The sequence below is a fragment of the Amycolatopsis sp. BJA-103 genome (assembly GCF_002849735.1).
Taxonomy (GTDB): domain Bacteria; phylum Actinomycetota; class Actinomycetes; order Mycobacteriales; family Pseudonocardiaceae; genus Amycolatopsis.
The window spans coordinates 8093531-8110235 of sequence record NZ_CP017780.1 but is presented as its reverse complement, the minus strand read 5'-3'; the positions used below and the strand labels follow the sequence as shown (position 1 = coordinate 8110235).

At 66.4% G+C, this 16705-nt stretch carries 21 protein-coding genes and 1 tRNA gene; 15 read left to right on the top strand and 7 right to left on the bottom strand.

Going from position 1 to position 16705, the window contains the following annotated elements:
- Window positions 1-26: 26 nt before the first annotated feature.
- Window positions 27-938, bottom strand: coding sequence for a trypsin-like serine peptidase (locus BKN51_RS36420; RefSeq protein ID WP_101611907.1), 912 nt, complete (start codon window positions 936-938; stop codon window positions 27-29).
- Between the two features lie 126 nt (window positions 939-1064).
- Window positions 1065-1137 (bottom strand) — tRNA-Lys (locus tag BKN51_RS36415).
- Window positions 1138-1461: 324 nt separating this feature from the next.
- Here BKN51_RS36415 and BKN51_RS36410 point away from each other — a divergent pair.
- The 9 genes from BKN51_RS36410 (at window position 1462) to BKN51_RS36370 (ending at window position 6713) form a co-directional block, all read left to right on the top strand.
- Window positions 1462-1935, top strand: a complete 474-nt coding sequence (locus tag BKN51_RS36410; RefSeq protein ID WP_233223072.1) for a YbaB/EbfC family nucleoid-associated protein — start codon at window positions 1462-1464, stop codon at window positions 1933-1935.
- Entirely contained in the window at window positions 1932-2243 is a 312-nt protein-coding gene (locus BKN51_RS36405; RefSeq protein WP_101611906.1) for a hypothetical protein, read from the top strand. Before BKN51_RS36410 ends, BKN51_RS36405 begins: the two co-directional genes overlap by 4 nt.
- On the top strand, window positions 2240-2623 hold the full coding sequence (locus tag BKN51_RS36400) for a hypothetical protein (protein ID WP_101611905.1): 384 nt from the start codon (window positions 2240-2242) through the stop codon (window positions 2621-2623). Before BKN51_RS36405 ends, BKN51_RS36400 begins: the two co-directional genes overlap by 4 nt.
- Entirely contained in the window at window positions 2620-3351 is a 732-nt protein-coding gene (locus BKN51_RS36395; RefSeq protein WP_101611904.1) for a hypothetical protein, read from the top strand. The genes BKN51_RS36400 and BKN51_RS36395 overlap by 4 nt, the downstream gene beginning before the upstream one ends.
- Window positions 3348-3953: a DUF3558 domain-containing protein gene (locus BKN51_RS36390; protein WP_233223071.1), complete on the top strand. Its 606-nt coding sequence runs from the start codon at window positions 3348-3350 to the stop codon at window positions 3951-3953. Before BKN51_RS36395 ends, BKN51_RS36390 begins: the two co-directional genes overlap by 4 nt.
- 11 nt (window positions 3954-3964) lie before the next feature.
- Complete coding sequence (locus tag BKN51_RS36385; protein WP_101611902.1) at window positions 3965-4159, top strand: hypothetical protein; 195 nt, start codon at window positions 3965-3967, stop codon at window positions 4157-4159.
- A gap of 438 nt (window positions 4160-4597) precedes the next feature.
- Window positions 4598-4876, top strand: coding sequence for a hypothetical protein (locus BKN51_RS36380; protein WP_101611901.1), 279 nt, complete (start codon window positions 4598-4600; stop codon window positions 4874-4876).
- Window positions 4873-5433, top strand: a complete 561-nt coding sequence (locus BKN51_RS36375; RefSeq protein ID WP_101611900.1) for an RNA polymerase sigma factor — start codon at window positions 4873-4875, stop codon at window positions 5431-5433. The genes BKN51_RS36380 and BKN51_RS36375 overlap by 4 nt, the downstream gene beginning before the upstream one ends.
- The gene (locus BKN51_RS36370) at window positions 5430-6713 is read left to right on the top strand and encodes a hypothetical protein (protein WP_101611899.1); all 1284 of its coding nucleotides are present in this window, start codon (window positions 5430-5432) and stop codon (window positions 6711-6713) included. Before BKN51_RS36375 ends, BKN51_RS36370 begins: the two co-directional genes overlap by 4 nt.
- On the opposite strand, the gene BKN51_RS44550 is transcribed toward BKN51_RS36370, so the two are convergent.
- Window positions 6681-6959 carry an OST-HTH/LOTUS domain-containing protein gene (locus BKN51_RS44550; RefSeq protein ID WP_233223070.1) on the bottom strand — a complete coding sequence of 93 codons (279 nt, stop codon included), beginning with the start codon at window positions 6957-6959 and terminating at the stop codon, window positions 6681-6683. The genes BKN51_RS36370 and BKN51_RS44550 overlap by 33 nt on opposite strands.
- 327 nt (window positions 6960-7286) lie before the next feature.
- On the opposite strand from BKN51_RS44550, the gene BKN51_RS44545 reads away from it, so the two are divergent.
- Together BKN51_RS44545 and BKN51_RS36355 are read left to right on the top strand one after the other, a co-directional pair.
- Complete coding sequence (locus BKN51_RS44545; protein WP_101611898.1) at window positions 7287-7814, top strand: helix-turn-helix domain-containing protein; 528 nt, start codon at window positions 7287-7289, stop codon at window positions 7812-7814.
- Window positions 7807-8415 carry a DUF6932 family protein gene (locus BKN51_RS36355; RefSeq protein WP_146044308.1) on the top strand — a complete coding sequence of 203 codons (609 nt, stop codon included), beginning with the start codon at window positions 7807-7809 and terminating at the stop codon, window positions 8413-8415. Before BKN51_RS44545 ends, BKN51_RS36355 begins: the two co-directional genes overlap by 8 nt.
- A gap of 100 nt (window positions 8416-8515) precedes the next feature.
- On the opposite strand, the gene BKN51_RS36350 is transcribed toward BKN51_RS36355, so the two are convergent.
- Genes BKN51_RS36350 through BKN51_RS36340 form a run of 3 tightly spaced genes read right to left on the bottom strand, consistent with a single transcriptional unit; the run spans window position 8516 to window position 11408 of the window.
- Complete coding sequence (locus tag BKN51_RS36350) at window positions 8516-10243, bottom strand: DUF2326 domain-containing protein (RefSeq protein WP_101611896.1); 1728 nt, start codon at window positions 10241-10243, stop codon at window positions 8516-8518.
- Window positions 10240-10488: an ABC-three component system middle component 6 gene (locus BKN51_RS36345; RefSeq protein ID WP_101611895.1), complete on the bottom strand. Its 249-nt coding sequence runs from the start codon at window positions 10486-10488 to the stop codon at window positions 10240-10242. Before BKN51_RS36345 ends, BKN51_RS36350 begins: the two co-directional genes overlap by 4 nt.
- Window positions 10485-11408, bottom strand: coding sequence for an ABC-three component system protein (locus BKN51_RS36340; RefSeq protein WP_101611894.1), 924 nt, complete (start codon window positions 11406-11408; stop codon window positions 10485-10487). Before BKN51_RS36340 ends, BKN51_RS36345 begins: the two co-directional genes overlap by 4 nt.
- 540 nt (window positions 11409-11948) lie before the next feature.
- On the opposite strand from BKN51_RS36340, the gene BKN51_RS36335 reads away from it, so the two are divergent.
- From BKN51_RS36335 to BKN51_RS36325, 3 genes are all read left to right on the top strand, one after another.
- A complete protein-coding gene (locus BKN51_RS36335) occupies window positions 11949-12488 on the top strand; it encodes a DinB family protein (RefSeq protein WP_101613672.1) in 540 nt (179 codons plus the stop codon).
- 25 nt (window positions 12489-12513) lie between these two features.
- A complete protein-coding gene (locus BKN51_RS36330) occupies window positions 12514-13887 on the top strand; it encodes a class-II fumarase/aspartase family protein (protein WP_101611893.1) in 1374 nt (457 codons plus the stop codon).
- An 82-nt stretch (window positions 13888-13969) separates the two neighbouring features.
- Window positions 13970-14974 (top strand): SCO0930 family lipoprotein, encoded by a 1005-nt coding sequence (locus BKN51_RS36325; protein WP_101611892.1) that lies wholly within the window; start codon window positions 13970-13972, stop codon window positions 14972-14974.
- 12 nt (window positions 14975-14986) lie between these two features.
- Here the strand turns inward: BKN51_RS36325 and BKN51_RS36320 are convergent, their stop codons facing one another.
- Complete coding sequence (locus BKN51_RS36320) at window positions 14987-15583, bottom strand: DUF4383 domain-containing protein (RefSeq protein WP_101611891.1); 597 nt, start codon at window positions 15581-15583, stop codon at window positions 14987-14989.
- A 197-nt stretch (window positions 15584-15780) separates the two neighbouring features.
- Between BKN51_RS36320 and BKN51_RS36315 the strand changes: the two genes are divergently transcribed.
- Complete coding sequence (locus BKN51_RS36315; RefSeq protein ID WP_101611890.1) at window positions 15781-16674, top strand: hypothetical protein; 894 nt, start codon at window positions 15781-15783, stop codon at window positions 16672-16674.
- Window positions 16675-16705: the final 31 nt, after the last annotated feature.

The following is a 16705-nucleotide window of genomic DNA, read 5'->3' as shown; positions in this document are numbered from 1 at the left end:
GGACGTCTCGACATCCCCGGACCGGCTCAGAGCTCGCCGGCTCGCTCGTACAGGTTCCGCACGGGCTCCGTGAAGGCGGCGCCGCTCAGATCCGTGGTCGTCCCGTCCTCGGTCATCGTCCCCCGGCTGGTGACGCTGAAGAGCGTCCCCTTGCCGGTGGCGGGATCGAAGTTCCGCAGCCACGGCCCGCCGCTGGAACCGCCCGCCAGATCACAATCCGTGTTCCACGTCGTGTTGACCGAGTTGACCTTGCGCTCGGCGGGCCGCACACAGGAGAACAAGGCTTCACCGGCGGCGGCTTGGGAGACGGGGTAACCGAGCATGGTCGTGTCCACAGTGGACGGTAACTCTTCGAACGAGATGTCCTGAGTGCCCGCGACATCGGCGACGTGGTGACCACCGACCGGATCCAGCGCGATCACCGCGTCGTCGTCCGTCCCGCTCGTCGGCCCCGGATAGGTACCCGACCAGGCGAACGCCCGTGCCGCGAACACCCCGTGCGGTGCCGCGCCGCGGTCGTAACCCGGCACGAACACGACGTTGACGATCTTGATCGGGTTGTCGTAGCGGTCCAGCCCGCCGTTCACGCAATGCCCGGCGGTGAACGCCACATCCTTGCTGGAACCGGGAACCACCGTCGCCGTGCAGGATCCGTCGACACCGGGCTCGGCGGTGAAGAACAGCCGTCCGACCCCCGGCGGCACCGGCCCCTCCCACACGCGGCCGATCTTCTCGGCGGGCGGCAGCCATTCCTCGCCCACCCACTGACGCATCCGCTCCGGCGTCCAGTGAGCCAGCGCCGCCGCCCGATCGGCCTCGCTCACCACGGTCACCACCCGGTCGTCGGCCGCGGACGCCGGAGCGGCCACGACCACCAGTGCGGCAGTGAAGGCCACGGACAGGGCGACGACTCGGCGGGATACGCGCTTCAGGTCCATGATCAAGAGACGCCAGGTTGTCCGCGTCAAATGCCGATCGCGGGCAGGGAACTCGACAAATTGGCTCAGGACCAACGAAACCGGGGAGATGATCTTGATCCACAACGCGTGGACCAGGCGAAAGAGTGGGCCGCCTGGGGCTCGAACCCAGAACCTACGGATTAAAAGTCCGCAGCTCTACCAATTGAGCTAACGGCCCGTGCCCATGAGCATAGCGAGGGCTCGGGAGTCCCTTGCATTCCGGGTCGCCCGCCGCTGCGGAACGAATGTGATCGCCTACCTGGCCCACGCGTGTGCGTCGTGGCAGACAGACGAGCCGGAAGGCCCGGCCTAGGTTCACCTGGCGGCGGGGACACCAAGCTTCCTGTTCCCGGCGGAGTGATGGGAACAACGAGACACAAGTCCGCGAGTTCGACTACGCTGACCGCCCGACCGATTACGCTCGTGAGTTGATGGCGGCGATGCGGTCGGGCCGTGGGGGCGGCTGGTAGGAGATGTCGGGCGACGGGGAGGGCGAGCCGGCGTGTCTTTGAACGTGGCCAGGTTGCAGCAGCAGGCTGGTGAGCTTGATGCTGAGCTGGAGCGGGCCCGGTTTACCGGGCGGTCGGCTGATGGTATTGCGTCGGCAGTGGTGACCGGTCAGGGCAAGCTCGTGGATCTGACGATCGCGGATCATGTGATCCGGAGTACGCATCCGCAGCGGCTGGGTCCGGCGGTGATCGAGGCGGTGTCCGCGGCTCGGCGTGAGGCCGCGCGGGCCGGTCTCGCCAAGGTGCGCGCGGTGGTGGACAAGGACCAGGAGTGGGTGCCCGAACCCGCCCGCGGATCGGCACCTGGACGGCAGGAGGACTCTGTTCCGCCGCCTGCTCCTCGAGCCGGGGTGACGGCAGGGCCTCGTGTAGTTCGCCGAGATACCGAAGAGGTCGAGGAAGAGAGTTTCGATCAGCTCGATTTCTTGGACGACGATCTCGAGGACGAGGGGCGGGATCGCTGGTGAGCTATGAGAACGAGCTGTATCACCTGGCGCGGGAGATTGACGTGACGGTGGCCGCGGTCGAGCAGGCCGCGATCGGTGCGGCGCGGGATCGTGTCACGTGGACGTTGCCGGGTGAGCTGGGGTCGGTGACGGTGACCGGCGCTGGTGAGCTGGTCGATGTGTCGGTGGATGTGGCCGCGATGAAGGCCTACAGCGCGGCGAGTTTGTCGCGGCAGCTGCTGCTGGGGATCCAGCGGGCAGAGGAGACCGCGGCCCAGCGGCATGAGACGGCGATCGCTGCCGTTCGGGATGAGGAGCGGCTGGTATGAGCTTTCCGGATCCGTTCGACCCCGGTCCCGGTCAGGGCTATCACGTCTACCCGGAGAAGTTGCGCGCCGCGGCCGACACGATCGAGGAGGCGGCAGGACTGCTGCAGAACTTCGCGATCGTGGACCTGGCGAACGTCGCGCTCGGCCCCTACGACCTCGGTTTGCCGGGGACGGCGACGAACCTGATGCCCGGGCTCGACGGCCTGGGGACGGTGGACCGGTACAACGCGGCCATCGACGCGATTCAGCGGATCACCGCCGAGAATTCGACCCAGCTCGCTGTGCTGAGCGCGGCCTTGGGCAAGGCTGCGAACCATTATGAGCAGCTGGATCAGGAAGCGTATGAGCGGATGAAGAAGCTGGAGGGTGAGATCAAGTGACCACCTCCGACCCGGGCCAGGCGGCGGCGGAACTCGCCACCATGCACTATCCGGAGGCCGCGGATGCGAAGGTCCGGGAGTACGCGGACCTGATCGGCGCGCATGGGATCATCGGGCTGCTCGACAAGCTTCGCGTGTTCGTTGCCGGCGACCTGGATAAAGCGCTGGATCTCGCGGACGTGTTCGCCAGGCAGAGCAAGTTGAAGGAAGCTGCCGAGAAGGTCAATGACGCCAAGCTGTCGCTCAATGCCGCGTGGCGCGGTGATGCGTTCGATCAGTACTCGATGTATTCCGGGATGGTTGTTGACGGCCTGAACAAGGGGCAGGCCTCCGTCACGAGCCTGACCAAAACGGTGAGCGCGGTCGCGATCACGGTGATCGACACGTACAAGAACCTGTTGCTAGCGCTCGGGAACTGTGCGGCGAATCTGGCGCAGCTGAGCGGGAAGTTCGCGATCGTCATGGGGTCGCTGCTTGTCCCGCCGTTGGCTGCGTTGTCGGCCAAGGACTTCGTGGACGCGATGAATTCGGCGTTCGAGAAGTTCTGGCGTGACTGCAACGCGCTCCTCGGCGCCATGATCACCAACATCGGGGCGCTGGTCGGGAGCGGTCTCGAGCTGACGGCCATCGAAACCACGTTTCCCAAGATCCCGGATGTCGGCACGAGTGCCGAGGTGGTCGGGGAACCCCGTCGCTGGCGGATCAAACCGGGAGCCGATCCTTCGTGACACGACGTTTCGCCCGAGGGCTCGCCCTGCTGATGGCGGGCGGGATGGTGGTGCTGGCCGGCTGCGGCACGAGCCCTCCGCCTCCGCCACCGGAACCGTCGGTGTCGGTCCCGCCGATCCCCGCACAGTTGAACGGCGCCAAGTTCAAGGCAGATCCTTGCACGGCGATCACCGTGGAACAGCTGCAGAGCATCGGCTTCGCCGACAACGGCACCCAGCAGCGCGGCAGGGACGGGGAATGCTTCGTCGCGTTCGGCCGGTTGGTCGAGGTGACCGCATCGTGGCATCCGGTGCTGGAGGACAGCAACAACATCAGCACGCTGTACCGCGATCATGCTCGGGGCCGCCACAACCCGAAGAACTGGGAAGAAGTCACGATCAACGGCTACCCCGGGGTGATCACGGAGATCGAGGAGAACATCCCGAGCAAGAAGGATGAGGGACCGCTGGCGTGCAGGCTGGCTCTCGGAGTCGATGACACCACACTGGTGTACGTCGGCGCCAACACCCGCGGCCGTGCGGAAGCCGGTCCTTGGCGGAACGATCCCTGCGGAGCGGCCAAGAAGATCTCCGAGTTCGTCATCGACAACTTGCGCGGCTAGGAGCAGACGGCATGGCCGCACAGGGCACGGTCGGCGACGATTTCTCTTTGGCGGGACTGAACTTCTTCGTCGCCGACGATCTCGACAGGGCCGGTTCCGCGGGTGGCTTCACCTTGAGCCGCGAGGACATGACCGCGGAGCTGGAGAACCTGCGGCGCCTTCACAACCGGATCGAGATCCAGCGAAGGCGCGCCGCTCCTCTGTAGTCGAAGAAGCCCGCGCCAGCGACGACCCGGAAATCCGCGCCACCGTCTACGGCCTACGCACCATGGGCGCGGCCACCATGCAGCGCTACCGCGCCACCCTGCGCGCCGCCCTCAACGCCGCCATCCGCCTCAAACGCGGACGGAAAGCGGTCCCGCTGATCACCTTCAACCCGCCTCCTACGTCGAGCTGCCCTCCGGCAAACGCCCCAAGGCGCTGCTGTGGACACCCCAGCGGGTCCGCCGACCGCCCGCCGCCTGACGCAGCACCCCCGCACCACGCTCAGCGGTACCCGATCACGCGAGCAAGAGCGGGGCGGGTACTCAACACGGGATCGGGAGTTGGCCAGATCAGAGACCAATTTTGCCCGGCGTTACCCGATCCGGCGTCGGTGACCCATATAGAGGGTGCCAACTCGTTGACGACGATGGAGGGACGCGATGTCCACACACGGCACTCCTGAGCCAGCTGAGCCGGTGGTGGTGATCCAGCGCGGGCTGACCGGGCTGGCCAAGGCGGCGATCCTGGGTCGTCACCGGGTCGAAATGGCGCAGCAACGCGCGGCCACAATGACCGACGTGGCAGCGACCATCGCCACCGCAGGGTCTGCGGCACGTGTGACCAGCAAGGACCCTGACGGCGCGGAATGGTCACTGGAGATCATCCCGTTCACCGGTGGCGTGGACGGGCAACCCGATGTTCGGGTCATGCCCTGGTGAACGGCGAGACCACTCGCCCGCAGGAGGTCGACGAATCTCGATTCGTCGACCTCCTGCGGGCGCAGGGACCCCAGTTGTTGCGTTACATCCTGACGCGGGTCGGCGATACGCACGCCGCCCAGGTCATCCGTCAGGTAGTCCTCGGAGAGCTCCTGGTCTACTGGCGCCGCCGCCATGGAATGCCGGATGAGGACGCGGTCCGCCTCCTGTACGGGTTCGCCAGGCGCAAGATCGGCAACTGGCGTCGCGAGCAGATCAACGCCCCCGTTGCCACCGACGACGAGGTGCTTCACCGTTGGCTGGATGCGCACGCCACGGCCACCTGCGCGCTGATCGACACCCGCGTCGACGTCGTCCGTGCACTCGCTCAGCTCGATGAGCTGCAACGACAAGCGCTGATGTATGTCTACGTCGACCAACTGTCCTACGACGCTGCGGCCGCCTTGCTCCGCGTCGGCCGCGACGGCCTGAACAACGTGCTGCGCGCGGCGAAGAAGGCCGCGCGGAAGTGCCCTGAACTCACCGGGTACGGCACACAGAAGGAGGCGAGCGCATGACCGACCTCAGGCCGGACGACCACGACGAAACCAGGGTCGCGGCAATGTCAGAGCAAGGGCGCACGTTCGTGCAGCGCATGACGGAAGCGGCCGACGCAATGCCCGGGCCGACCCTCACCCAGTTGCAGGACGCGGCCGACATGCTGTCCCCGGCCGAGACCGACGAGATCATCCGGGAAGGCGAGGACATCGAGTTCGGGTACGCCGCACTTGAACTCGCTCAGGATCTCCTGGCCGTCGGTCATATCCAGCGTGCGATCCGGTGGCTGCGTGCCGCCGCTGACCGCGACATCCCTGGTGCAGAGGGACAACTGGACGAAGCCACACGCCAGCACGGCGGCATGACTGACGCCGTCCACGTTCGCCACATAGGACGACCTGTCATCGGCATTGCTTCGACTCACGACGGGGGTACCGAGGACGAGCAGGCGGGCTCGCTGGAGAGATCAGGACCGGAGGCCGCTGTCATCCACTCGGCCGAGGACACAGCAACCCACATTATCGACGACGCCCACGTCCGCGCCGAGCGCATCATCACCGAAGCCCGCACATCTCGAGCGCACACGCGCGACCCTCTGCACCACGTCGCCGACCTGCTCGCCCCGCAGCGGTTCACCGACGCTGCGCTACCCATCGTCGTGCACGGCCCACCCAGCACTGGGAAGACACACATCCTGGCCGACATAGTGAGCAGGTCGATCGCCAGAGGTGGACGTTGTTTGGTTGTCTCGGACTCCTGCTCCATTGTCGAAGAGGTGTTACGGCGCCTGGATCATGCGGCACCTGGGACAACGAGCCGCGACAACACCGCAGAAAACGTGGAGGCGTGGCTGTGGTCGGCTGCCGAAACGTTACGGCCCGCGGCCAGCAGTCTTCACCTGCACGTCAAGGAGGATCTCGCGTCCTGGGCGCGACCAGATGTTCTCCGGGCGGGGCAGCCGGAGAGCAGTCTTCTGCTTGCGGCCGCAGTGCTTGAGTCAGTGCCTGCAGCAGCAGCGCTGGAAGCCACCTCTACGTTGGCTCGGCAGACCTCGCCCCAGGAGATCGCAGACGTCATCGGGCCGAGCGGTGAGCTCATCCACGTGAAGCAGGGGCCATACGCGGCAGCTGCGACCGATTTGTACCTGCCTTGTCGACGCTCACACGCCGTGCTGGACTTGCCGGGCCACTCAGCTACCGAGCCCCAAAGTCGCCGAGACCGCTTAAACCCAGGTCCCGCGTTGGGTCGTGCGCTCGACAACATAGCCCTACAAACCGACACCACGGCCCTCGCCCAATGAGCCGGGCTTCATTGGAACTCCTCTGCGGACCCGACACTGACCGACGCGGTATGTGTACCTGGTGACAGCTAGCTCTGGGACGGGCCGTTTCCCGTCGCCAGGGCTGCTGCAGTTCAGCTCGAACAGAGTCGTCGCCGCGATCAGGTTGCCGAGTTTGGCGTAGCCGTAGTTGCGCGCGTCGAAGTCCGGGCACTGCTTGGTGATGATGTGCCCGACGGCCGCGAGTGCGGCCAAGCCAAGCGTCATCGTCGGATGCCGGTTCGACCGCATTGCGCAACTGGCTGACCTGTGCCGTGTCCCTTGTGAGTTGTGCTGCGGAGGCGCACGGCGCCCGCCTTGAGCACCGCGTCGGCTGGCAGCAGCAGCCTCGGTCAGCCAGACGGCGGTCTCCTCCGGTGAAGTCGGTCGCGCGGTGTCCACTCGCCTCGGCCGGACCGGTGTCTTCGTTGCAGCGCAGCCCTATGACATTGGAGGACGCCCGTCCTGTTCCAGAGATGCGAGCCGACGACGGCCTGGGCCATCGACAGGTACCCCCGAAATGCATATCCGCAACTAGTGCGCAATACTGCGCACATGATCTCACCTTCGTGGGAGTTCGGCACCCTGCTTCGCAGAGCCAGAACCCGCCTGAAGCTCTCCGGACGCGAAGCCGCCCGGCGCGCCGGTATCTCCGAGTCACGGTGGCGCCAACTCGAAACGGGAACCCAACCATCCGACAGCGCCGAACCGGCCGCCGTGGGAACCACACCGGAAACCGTGCTGAAAGTCGCCAAAGTCGTCGGCCTTGACGAACGCGAAGCACTCACACTCGCGGGCTTTGACCCCGACAATCACATTTTCAACGAGGAGGTCGACGCCGTCCTCCGACGCGAAATGCTGGACGCCTACGACCAACTGAGCCGCAGCCAGCAACGCGCGCTCGTCGACCTCATCCAAAGTTTTCAGAACGCGGGAGACACCGTCAATCCCACCGGCGATCAGCATGGCTCCGCCTTCTTCGGCCCGCGGGCACTAATGCACGCTCCCGACGAATCCCCTGCCACCGTGTCCACGCCGAACCCTTCGGACCACCGCCTGGGAGCCAACGCCGGACATGCCTGACATGCCTGACTTCCAACGAAACGGCCTGCTGGTCCCGGGTGTTCACCGAATGCCACTCGATGCCGTCGAAGCGATCTTCGTCCAAGGTTGCGACCACTTCTACAACCGGCAACGGATCTTCGACGCGCTCAGGCTAATGGTAGAGCTGGTTCCCGTCCGATTCGGCCTGAGCACGATTCTCGTCTCCGGGCCGTTCATCGCCAAGGACACGCGCGCCCCGCACTACGCTCATGTGGCGATCATTCCGAGATCCCACACCGATTTGAAGAAGATTCCCCCGGAGCAGGCAGTGAAGATCATGACAATCGGCAGCGTTATGGTCGGGCGACCAGAACTGATGTCCTTCACCCAGATCGATCCGATGGGCGGGCTGGTCCGTTCATGGATCGCCTACGAGGACGACGAAATCGAGATCGTCCGAGGAATGCTGCGGACCGCAGTGGACCGCTCCGGCAACCCGCTTCGCGGTGTCGAGCAAGGCTATGTGGAGCTCGAGTCGTGCCGCCTGCAACCGCAGCGCACGAAGCTCCTCCTCGAGCAATGCGCCCACTACCGCAGACCCGTTCGAGATCGTCATGCTGTCGGTCATCACCCCTCCTGACACCAAGATGCCTCAGACCACCGACAAAACAGGGCTTCCGCCGGACGGCGACAACGCTGTGGCGCACAGTAGGTGTCACCTCTAGCACCACATCCGGAAGTCAGAACCGAATGCCGAAAAGCCCGCCGTCTTCACCGTGATCTGTGAGTCGTTGCGGTAGGACGAAGTCTTCGACCAACGTACCGTCGGGTAGTTCTTTCGGGATTTCGTCGCTGTTGAGGGTCACGACGTACTGGAAGCCCTCGGCAGCGGCGTACTCGGCGCCCAGTTGCAGTGCCGAGGCGCGTTGGCGTTCGTCGACACCGTCGAAGAGGTGGCTGTCGTGGACGAGGAAGCCGGGGCCACGCTGCTGACGGGACCACAAGGTGACGAGGGTGATGTCGAAGCAGTAGACCTGCATGTTGGTGATGCCCTTGCTGCGACCACGGGGAATTGTGGCGCTGGTCTCGGGGCCGTTGTCGGTGGCGTTGATGACCAGGCGACCGTGCTGCTGGTCGGCGTAGAGGCGTTGCGACAGGCGCTCGAAGATGACAAAGGCCGGGCGGAGCACCTGTTGGCGTTCAGCAAGATCGCGGGTGAGGTTGGCAGCGAGGGTCTGGCGTTCGAGTCGGAGCTCGCCCTGCTGCGATTCCAAGGCGACGGCGTTTTCGTAGCGTTGCCGGAGTTGCTCCACCCGGACCTGACGCTTGGCAATGTCGCGTTGCAACTCGAGCAGCGTTTCAACGGCACCGCCACTGGCAAGCAGCCGCAGTCCGTCGGAGCGCTGCCCTGCGATGCGGTCCCGCTCGGCGGTGTTGGTGGTGAGGTCCCCGTTAATGCGCCGAATCTCGGCGGCGAGGTACTGGCGTCGGTTGGCGATGATGGAGTCGTGGAATGTCTGCACGTCGTCGTAGGCGGCCAGCGCGACTGCGGGAAGCTGGACCTCGGCAGCGGCGTACAGCTCGACGAGCCCGGCGGACCGGGCCGTCTGTACTTCGTCGAATGAACTTTCCAGTTGGGCAAGGTACTCCCGGTCGGAGACGATCTGGTTGTTCAGCCCGCGGATCCGTTGACCGAGTCGCGTAACCTCGGCCTCGACAGTGACGTATGTGGGAATGACAGTGAAATCGGCTACGGCCGATGTGAGCGTGTTCAGCTCGTCCTCGGCTCCGGCGAGTTCGCTGGCCAGTTCTCCGGAGTTGCCCACGATGTCGCCCAGGGCGCCGCCCTTGGCGGCCTTGCGGAGGGTGTCCATCTGTCGTTCGCGCTCCCGCAGCCGCTGCCAGGCGCGGGGCAGCTCGACGTCGAGGCCGAGCAAGAACGACAGGTTGACTTGGACGTCCCAGGTCATCTGCTGACTGAAGTGCTTGGCGGGGGTTTGGAACGCTCCGACGGACTGGCGACGCAGGAAGTAGCTGATGCAGGACCGGAAGGACGGAGCCCAATCGCCTCCCCCGGTGAGGCCGAAGACGTCCGCAGCGAGCCTTTGTTTCCACTGCTCGTTGGAGATCGTCTCCTCGTTCTCGACTACGCCTTCGTCGTTGATGCTGGCGACGGTGACTTTGCCCGGCGTTGCCCCATCCCGTTGAACTCGAACGCGCTGGCCAGCGAGATCGAAGGTCATGGCAAACCAGTGCGCGTCCAGTGGCGGCTGTCGAAACATGCTCCTCGGATCGGCCCTGCCGCCGAGCAGGTAATGGAAGATCTCCACCAGGCTGCTTTTGCCGCTGCCGTTGCGGGTGTCAGTCTGTTCGGACTTTTCGGTGCGATCGGCGAGCACAATGTTCAGGCCCTGGGTGAACCGCAGGGTCTTGAACTGGGGCAAGCTACTGGCGACTTCGTGGATCACCGCTTGGTCACCTTGACGATCAGGCCATCACGCAGCTTGATGGTGCCCAGCGCTCGCAGCAGGTCAAGAGCGAGTACGAACCAGTCGAAGGTGATGGTGGCGTCCTGTCCCTCGCGCTCGCGGCGGCGGGCAAAGGCTTCCCATGCACCGCTGACGGTAGTAGGGCCGTCCAGGTCGTTGAGGATTTGCCCACCGAGGTAGAGCAAGGATCGTTCAGGCCGTATGCCCTTGGTCGGCGTGATCATGCCGCCGTCCCCGACCAGTCGGCGGGCGGGTTGTCGAAGATGTCGCAGGACTCGAACAGGAACGCGAGCAGCGCCAGGGACGCGGTTGCCTCTCGCGACCCTTGGGCGTTGGCCGCGACGCGGTCGTAGAGAGCGTGGAATGCCTCATCCCCTATCACGGCTTGACGCTGGAGGTTGAGCCACTCGACCTTCATCAGCATCCCGGCGCGGTCGCGCAACGTGGGGTCGGGGTTGTTGTCGAAGTAGCCCTCGACCATGCGGGCCTGGGCGATCCCGGCAGTGATCAGCCGCCGAGGGAACTCCGAGAGCTCGTTGTAGTCGAGCTTGCGCGGATCGACGACCGGTAGGTCTGCGACGTTGGGCGTCCAGGACGCGCTTTCCAGTGCCAGACCGACTACAGCCTCGGCAATGTCGCTCCGATCAAGGTCTCGCAGGTCCCGTTCCCGTGGCGGGTGACCGAACACGCGCACAAGGCGGTCCTCGTCCAAGTCGGTGGTCAGGTCCAGCAGACGGGAGGGCGACCAATGGTCGATGACCAGGGCGGGGTTGTCGGTCTTGAGCTTGAGCAGGGCCTGGGTCACGTCAGCGGGCAAACCGTCGTGCTGGTTGTGAACGAAGATCCACGACCGCATCGTCGCCCACTGGGTTTCCGCACCCGCGAAGTCCTTGTCGATCTTGGTCAACCACGAGGCAAGCTTTACCAGCGTAGGTGCGTAAACCTGGAACACGGTGTCAGTGGACTGCAGGTACCCGTCGCATTTACGGTCGCCGACGTTTCCAGCAGGCCGCACCCGGATGAAGTCGGTGCCGTGGACCGCTTCCATTACGTCGTTGAAGTGATCTTGGAAGGCGGTGGCCTTGTGCTTGTGCAGCGCCAGCACGGCCTGGGAACGGAACCACCAGCACGCGAGCCGATCCATGCGGCAACCTCCTCCACGTCGATCTCAGCCAGCCGCCGACAATCCGCCTGGTCAGCGCCGATTGTGCCAGGCCGAGCAGCCCCGGCTGTCGCGACGCGACGAGACCCGTTGCCGTAAAGATCGGGTCACGCTAACCGAGCGTTACGATAGGACCGCTCCAAGCATGACCACGCCGAATTAGCCAGCGAGTCAGAGTTATGATCATCCACGGACTCAGCGACGGGCATTCGCCCATAGAGGGGCGCGTTCTGAGGTCGTCCTGCAACCCGGCGACACAGGAGCACCGACGGAGCACCGCGCGGGTGCAATACCGGCCGATCGGCCTGATAGATCCAAGAAAAACAGCAGGTAGAATACCTGCTGTCAGGAAGACACCTATGAAGGCGCAAGATAGACCTACGGATTAAAAGTCCGCAGCTCTACCAATTGAGCTAACGGCCCGTGCCGACGAGTCTAGTAGATCGCCGCCGACCACCAGGATGGCGGGGCCGCCGCCGGAGCGCCACGGAATTGTCGGGGGTGTCTGCCATGGTCGGGGCCATGGACACGATCCCCGAGGAGAACTACTCCCCCAAGTGGTCCGGCGACCGGCCGGAGGCGCCGCGGCTGGCGGACGAGCGTGAGATCTTGACGTCCACGCTCGATTGGCATCGTCGCACCTTCGAGCTGAAGTGCCAGGGTCTGACGCCGGAGCAGATGGCCGAGCGGGCGGTGGGGCCGTCGACGATGTCGCTGCACGGGCTGCTCAGGCACCTCACGGGGGTCGAGCGCTGGTGGTTCCGCATTCAGTTCGCGGGCGAGGACGTCCCGATGCTCTATTACTCCGACGAGCGGCCGGAGCAGGACTTCGAGGACACCGGCGGCGACGTCGAGGCGGCTTGGGTGGCGTGGCATGAGGAGTGCGAGCGTTCGCGGGCGATCGTCGCGAAGGCGACGCTCGACGACACGGGCAGGACTCATGGCAGCGGTGAGCCGTTCTCGCTGCGGTGGCTGCTGACCCATCACATCGCCGAGTACGCCCGCCACGACGGCCACGCCGACCTGCTGCGCGAGAGCATCGACGGCAAGACCGGCCACTGACCGACGGGGGTGCGATGCTGGGCCGATGAACGCCGATCCCGATTCCGGCCTCCTCTCCCCGGTCCGCGCCGGCACGCCCGCCGAGGCTGCGACCGGTGATCTCGCCTGGCTTCGAGCCTTGCTCGACACGGAGGCCGCGCTCGCCAGGGCGCAGGCCAGTACCGGGCTGATCCCGCGGGCGGCGGCCGACGCGATCACCGAGGCGGCCGCGTCGGTCGAGGTCGACGTGGTCGCGCTGGCGAGGGCGGCGCGTGAGACGGCGAACCCGGTCGTGGGGCTGATCAAGGAGCTGACCGAGGCGGCCGGGACGGAGTACGTCCATCGCGGCTCAACCAGCCAGGACATCTTCGACACCGCGATGATGCTGGTCGCCGCGCGGACCAGGGTCCTCCTCGCGGCCGACCTCGAGGCGACGGCGGACGCGCTGGAGGGCCTCGCCCGCGCGCATCGCGACACGACCATGGCCGGGCGCACCCTCACCGCCCACGCAGTCCCGACGACGTTCGGGCTCAAGGCGGCGGGCTGGCGTCAGCTGACGCTCGACGCGCTCGACAGGCTGAATCGCGTCGTCCTGCCGGTCTCGCTCGGTGGCGCGGCCGGGACGCGAGCCGCGTACGCCGAGTACGCGCGCCTCGCCGGGCTGCCCGACGGGTATCCGCAGCGGCTTCAGACGGCCTTCGCCGAAGAGACCGGTCTCGCCGAGACCACGCTCCCCTGGCACACCCTCCGCACCCCGACGGCGGACCTCGCGGCCGCCCTCGCGTTCACCGCCGCCGCACTCGGCAAGATCGCGGTCGACGTCCAGTTCCTGACGCGCACCGAGGTCGGCGAGGTCACCGAACCCGCGGGCGCGGGCCGTGGCGGTTCTTCGGCGATGCCGCACAAGCGCAATCCGGTGCTGGCGACGCTGATCCGTTCCGCCGCCCTCCAGGTCCCGGTGCTGGCCACGGGCGTCACCCAGGCCCTGATGTCCGAGGACGAGCGGTCCGCGGGCGCGTGGCACGCCGAGTGGCAGTTGCTGCGCGAATGCCTGCGCCTGACCGGCGGCGCCGCGTACACGGCGGCCGAGCTCGCCCGCGGCCTGGTCGTCAACGACGAGCGCCTGCGCGAGAACCTCGGTCTCACGCACGGCCAGATCGTCTCCGAGCGGCTCTCGACCGTGCTCGCCCCGCTGCTGGGCAAGACGCGGGCCAAGGAAGTCCTCGGGCGCGCGTCCGGACTCGCCCTGGAGCAGGGCCGGGCCCTCGGCGAGGTCCTTTCCGACCTGCCGGAGATAACCGGAGTCCTCCCCGCCGAATCCCTCGCCGACCTGCTGGATCCCGCGAACTACACCGGCTCGGCCGGGGTGCTCACCGACGCCGCGCTGGAGACCCGGGAAGAAAATCCGGGAACTCCTTGAACCGGTCCCGCGCAGGGCCCGTGTAGGGGGTACAAGCTCACCGCGCCAAGCCGCGGAACCCCTACGAACAAGGAGAAATCCCATGCTTCGCAAGCGTTTCGTCGTCGCAGCGGCGTCCGCGGCCGCGGGCCTGGTGGTGCTGTCGGCCTGCTCCGGTGGCACCGAGGCAGCCGCACCCGCCGTCGCACCCGCCGCGGCGGTCGCCGGAGCGGGCGGGAACGCCCCCGCGGCCAAGGGTGAGACCAAGGTGGCCGTGGCCGAAGCCGGGGAGCTCGGTCAGGTGCTCGTCGACAAGGACGGGTTCACCTTGTACCGCTTCGACAAGGACAGCGCGAAGCCGCCGAAGTCCAATTGCGACGGTGACTGCGCGAAGGCCTGGCCGCCGATGCTCGCGGACGGCGAAGTGCAGATCGAGGGCGTGGACCAGGCCCTGGTCGGTGAACTGACCCGCGCCGACGGCCGCAAGCAGGTCACCGTCGGCGGGTGGGCGCTCTACCGCTACGCCAAGGACGCCAAGGCCGGCGAGGTGAAGGGCCAGGGCGTCGGCAGCACTTGGTACGCCGCGAACGCCAAGGGCGCCAAGGCGGGCCAGGCGGCCAAGGAAGCCAAAGAGGCTCCGGCCGCGGAGAAGGCGGACGGCGCGAAGAAGCTGGTCGCGACCGAGGTCGACGGCATCGGACCGGCCATTGTGGACCAGGAGGGCTTCACCCTCTACATGTTCACCAAGGACAAGAAGAACAAGCAGCCGACCTGCAACGGTGACTGCGCGAAGACCTGGCCGCCGATGCTCGCCGAGGGCGACGTCCAGCTCGAAGGCATCGACTCGAAGCTGCTCGGCACGGTGAAGCGCGCGGACGGCACCACTCAGGTCACCGTCGGCGGCTGGGCCGTCTACCGCTACGCCAAGGACGCCAATGCCGGTGAGGCGAACGGTCACGGCGTCGGCGGTACCTGGTTCGTCATCGAGCCCGCCGGGTGCAAGAGCACCGCGCCGGTGAAGAACAAGGCGGCCCAGAGCGGGAACGCCTCCCCCAAGAAGGAGGAAGGCGCTCCCGCCGGGTCCGGTGGTTCGGAGTACGGCTACTGAGCTTCAGCAGACCTAGTGGGCAAGGCCCGGCGGACGCTCTTCGCGAGCGATGGCCGGGCTTTTCTCATGCTTCGGCCGTCCCGAACCGTCCGCGACGGGTTCGACGACCGTGGCACTGTCGGCCCGATCCGCCACCACGGTTTCCTCTTCGTCCTCCGGCAGCAGCACCTTGTGCCGCGCGGGCAGGAACGCGATCACCAGCCCGAGCGCGGCGAGGCCGAGGTGCAGCCAGTTGTCCGGCCCGTTGAGGTTGAACGGGTTGCCCGCCTGTGAGACCGGGTTCGTCGAAACGGTCCCCGTGATCATCAGACCCCAGACGAACAGCGCCCCGAAGGCCGCGAACGTCAGAAGACCGAAGACCCGGGACCGGCCCGAACCGAAGGTCAGCAGCAGACCGATCGCGCCCAGCAGGACGAACCCGAGGTTGTAGAGCGGGTTCACTGAGAACCCGAGAACGGTCTCGTCGCTCCGGCCGATGAAGTCGGCGAACCCGGTCCTGGTGAAGCCCACGATCCCGAACACCAGGAATGCCAGGCTCGCCAGTCCGGCCAGGACCTGCGCGGGCTGGATTCCCGCCGTCCGGATACGAGCGCGTTGTACACGTGCCATTGCTCCGCCTTCCAGAGTTGGCCACCTAAATTCACGCTGGGGGTCACATACCCCGGCGGCCTCCCGGACAAACCGGAAAGACGCTCCCCGGCCACACCCCGCGTTCACGACGTCACAGAACTCGTGGTCAGCCGAGAGCTACGCCACCCGAATGGCCTAGTCGCGAACACGAACGAGTGATTCGGCCAACAAGTCGTGTGGGCAAGGTGAGCGGTGTCTTCCTCTTGGTGGGGCTGTGCGTGGGAGCCGTCGTCGCGATGCTGCTGGTTCCGCCGTCGCGTTCCGGCCCGTCGGCGGTCGCGGTCGCGGCGGCGCCGGCCACGGAGATGACCGTCGAAGCCGAAGCGAAGCCGGCCTCAGCGCCACCGAAGCCGTCTGTGCCCGGCACGCCGCCGGTGGACGACGTCGACACGAAGGCCCTCGCGGGACTCGTCGACGGCGGCCAGGTGAGCGTGGCCGTCTACGACCGCACCACCAAGAAGAGCACGGTTTCCCTTAAACCAGAACGTTCTTACACCTCGGCGTCGCTTGTGAAGCTCCTCATCGCACTCGAAGCGCTTCGCGTGGGCACACCGCCGGGCACCGTGCAGCGGATGCTCTCGTCCAGTGATGACGACATCGCGAGCAGACTGTGGACCGCCCACCGCGGCCCCGCCATCGTCACCCGCTGGGCGGCCGAGATCGGTCTCGGCGACACCCATCCGCCCGAGGATCCGGGCCGCTGGGGCGACACCCGGATCACCGCGGCGGACATCACGAAGATCTACCGCTACGTGCTGGAGCGGGCGAGCGCGGGAACACGGACGACGATCATGCGGGCGTTGAGCGGCGCGACGGAGAGCGGTTCCGACGGGGTTCGTCAGTATTTCGGCATTCCGGACGCCGTCGGCTCCCTTCCCTGGTCCATCAAGCAGGGCTGGGCGTGCTGCCGCGGCTCCCGGATCCTGCACAGTTCCGGCGTGGTCGGGAAAAACGACCGCTACATCGTCGTCGTGCTGACCTCCCAACCGACGTCGACCACCTATGCCAGTGGCGGCAAACGGGTGACCGACGTGGTGAAGGCGCTGCTTCCCGCTATTGACGACCTGTAAACAAGGTGGGACAGTGGCCGCACGCCGCTCT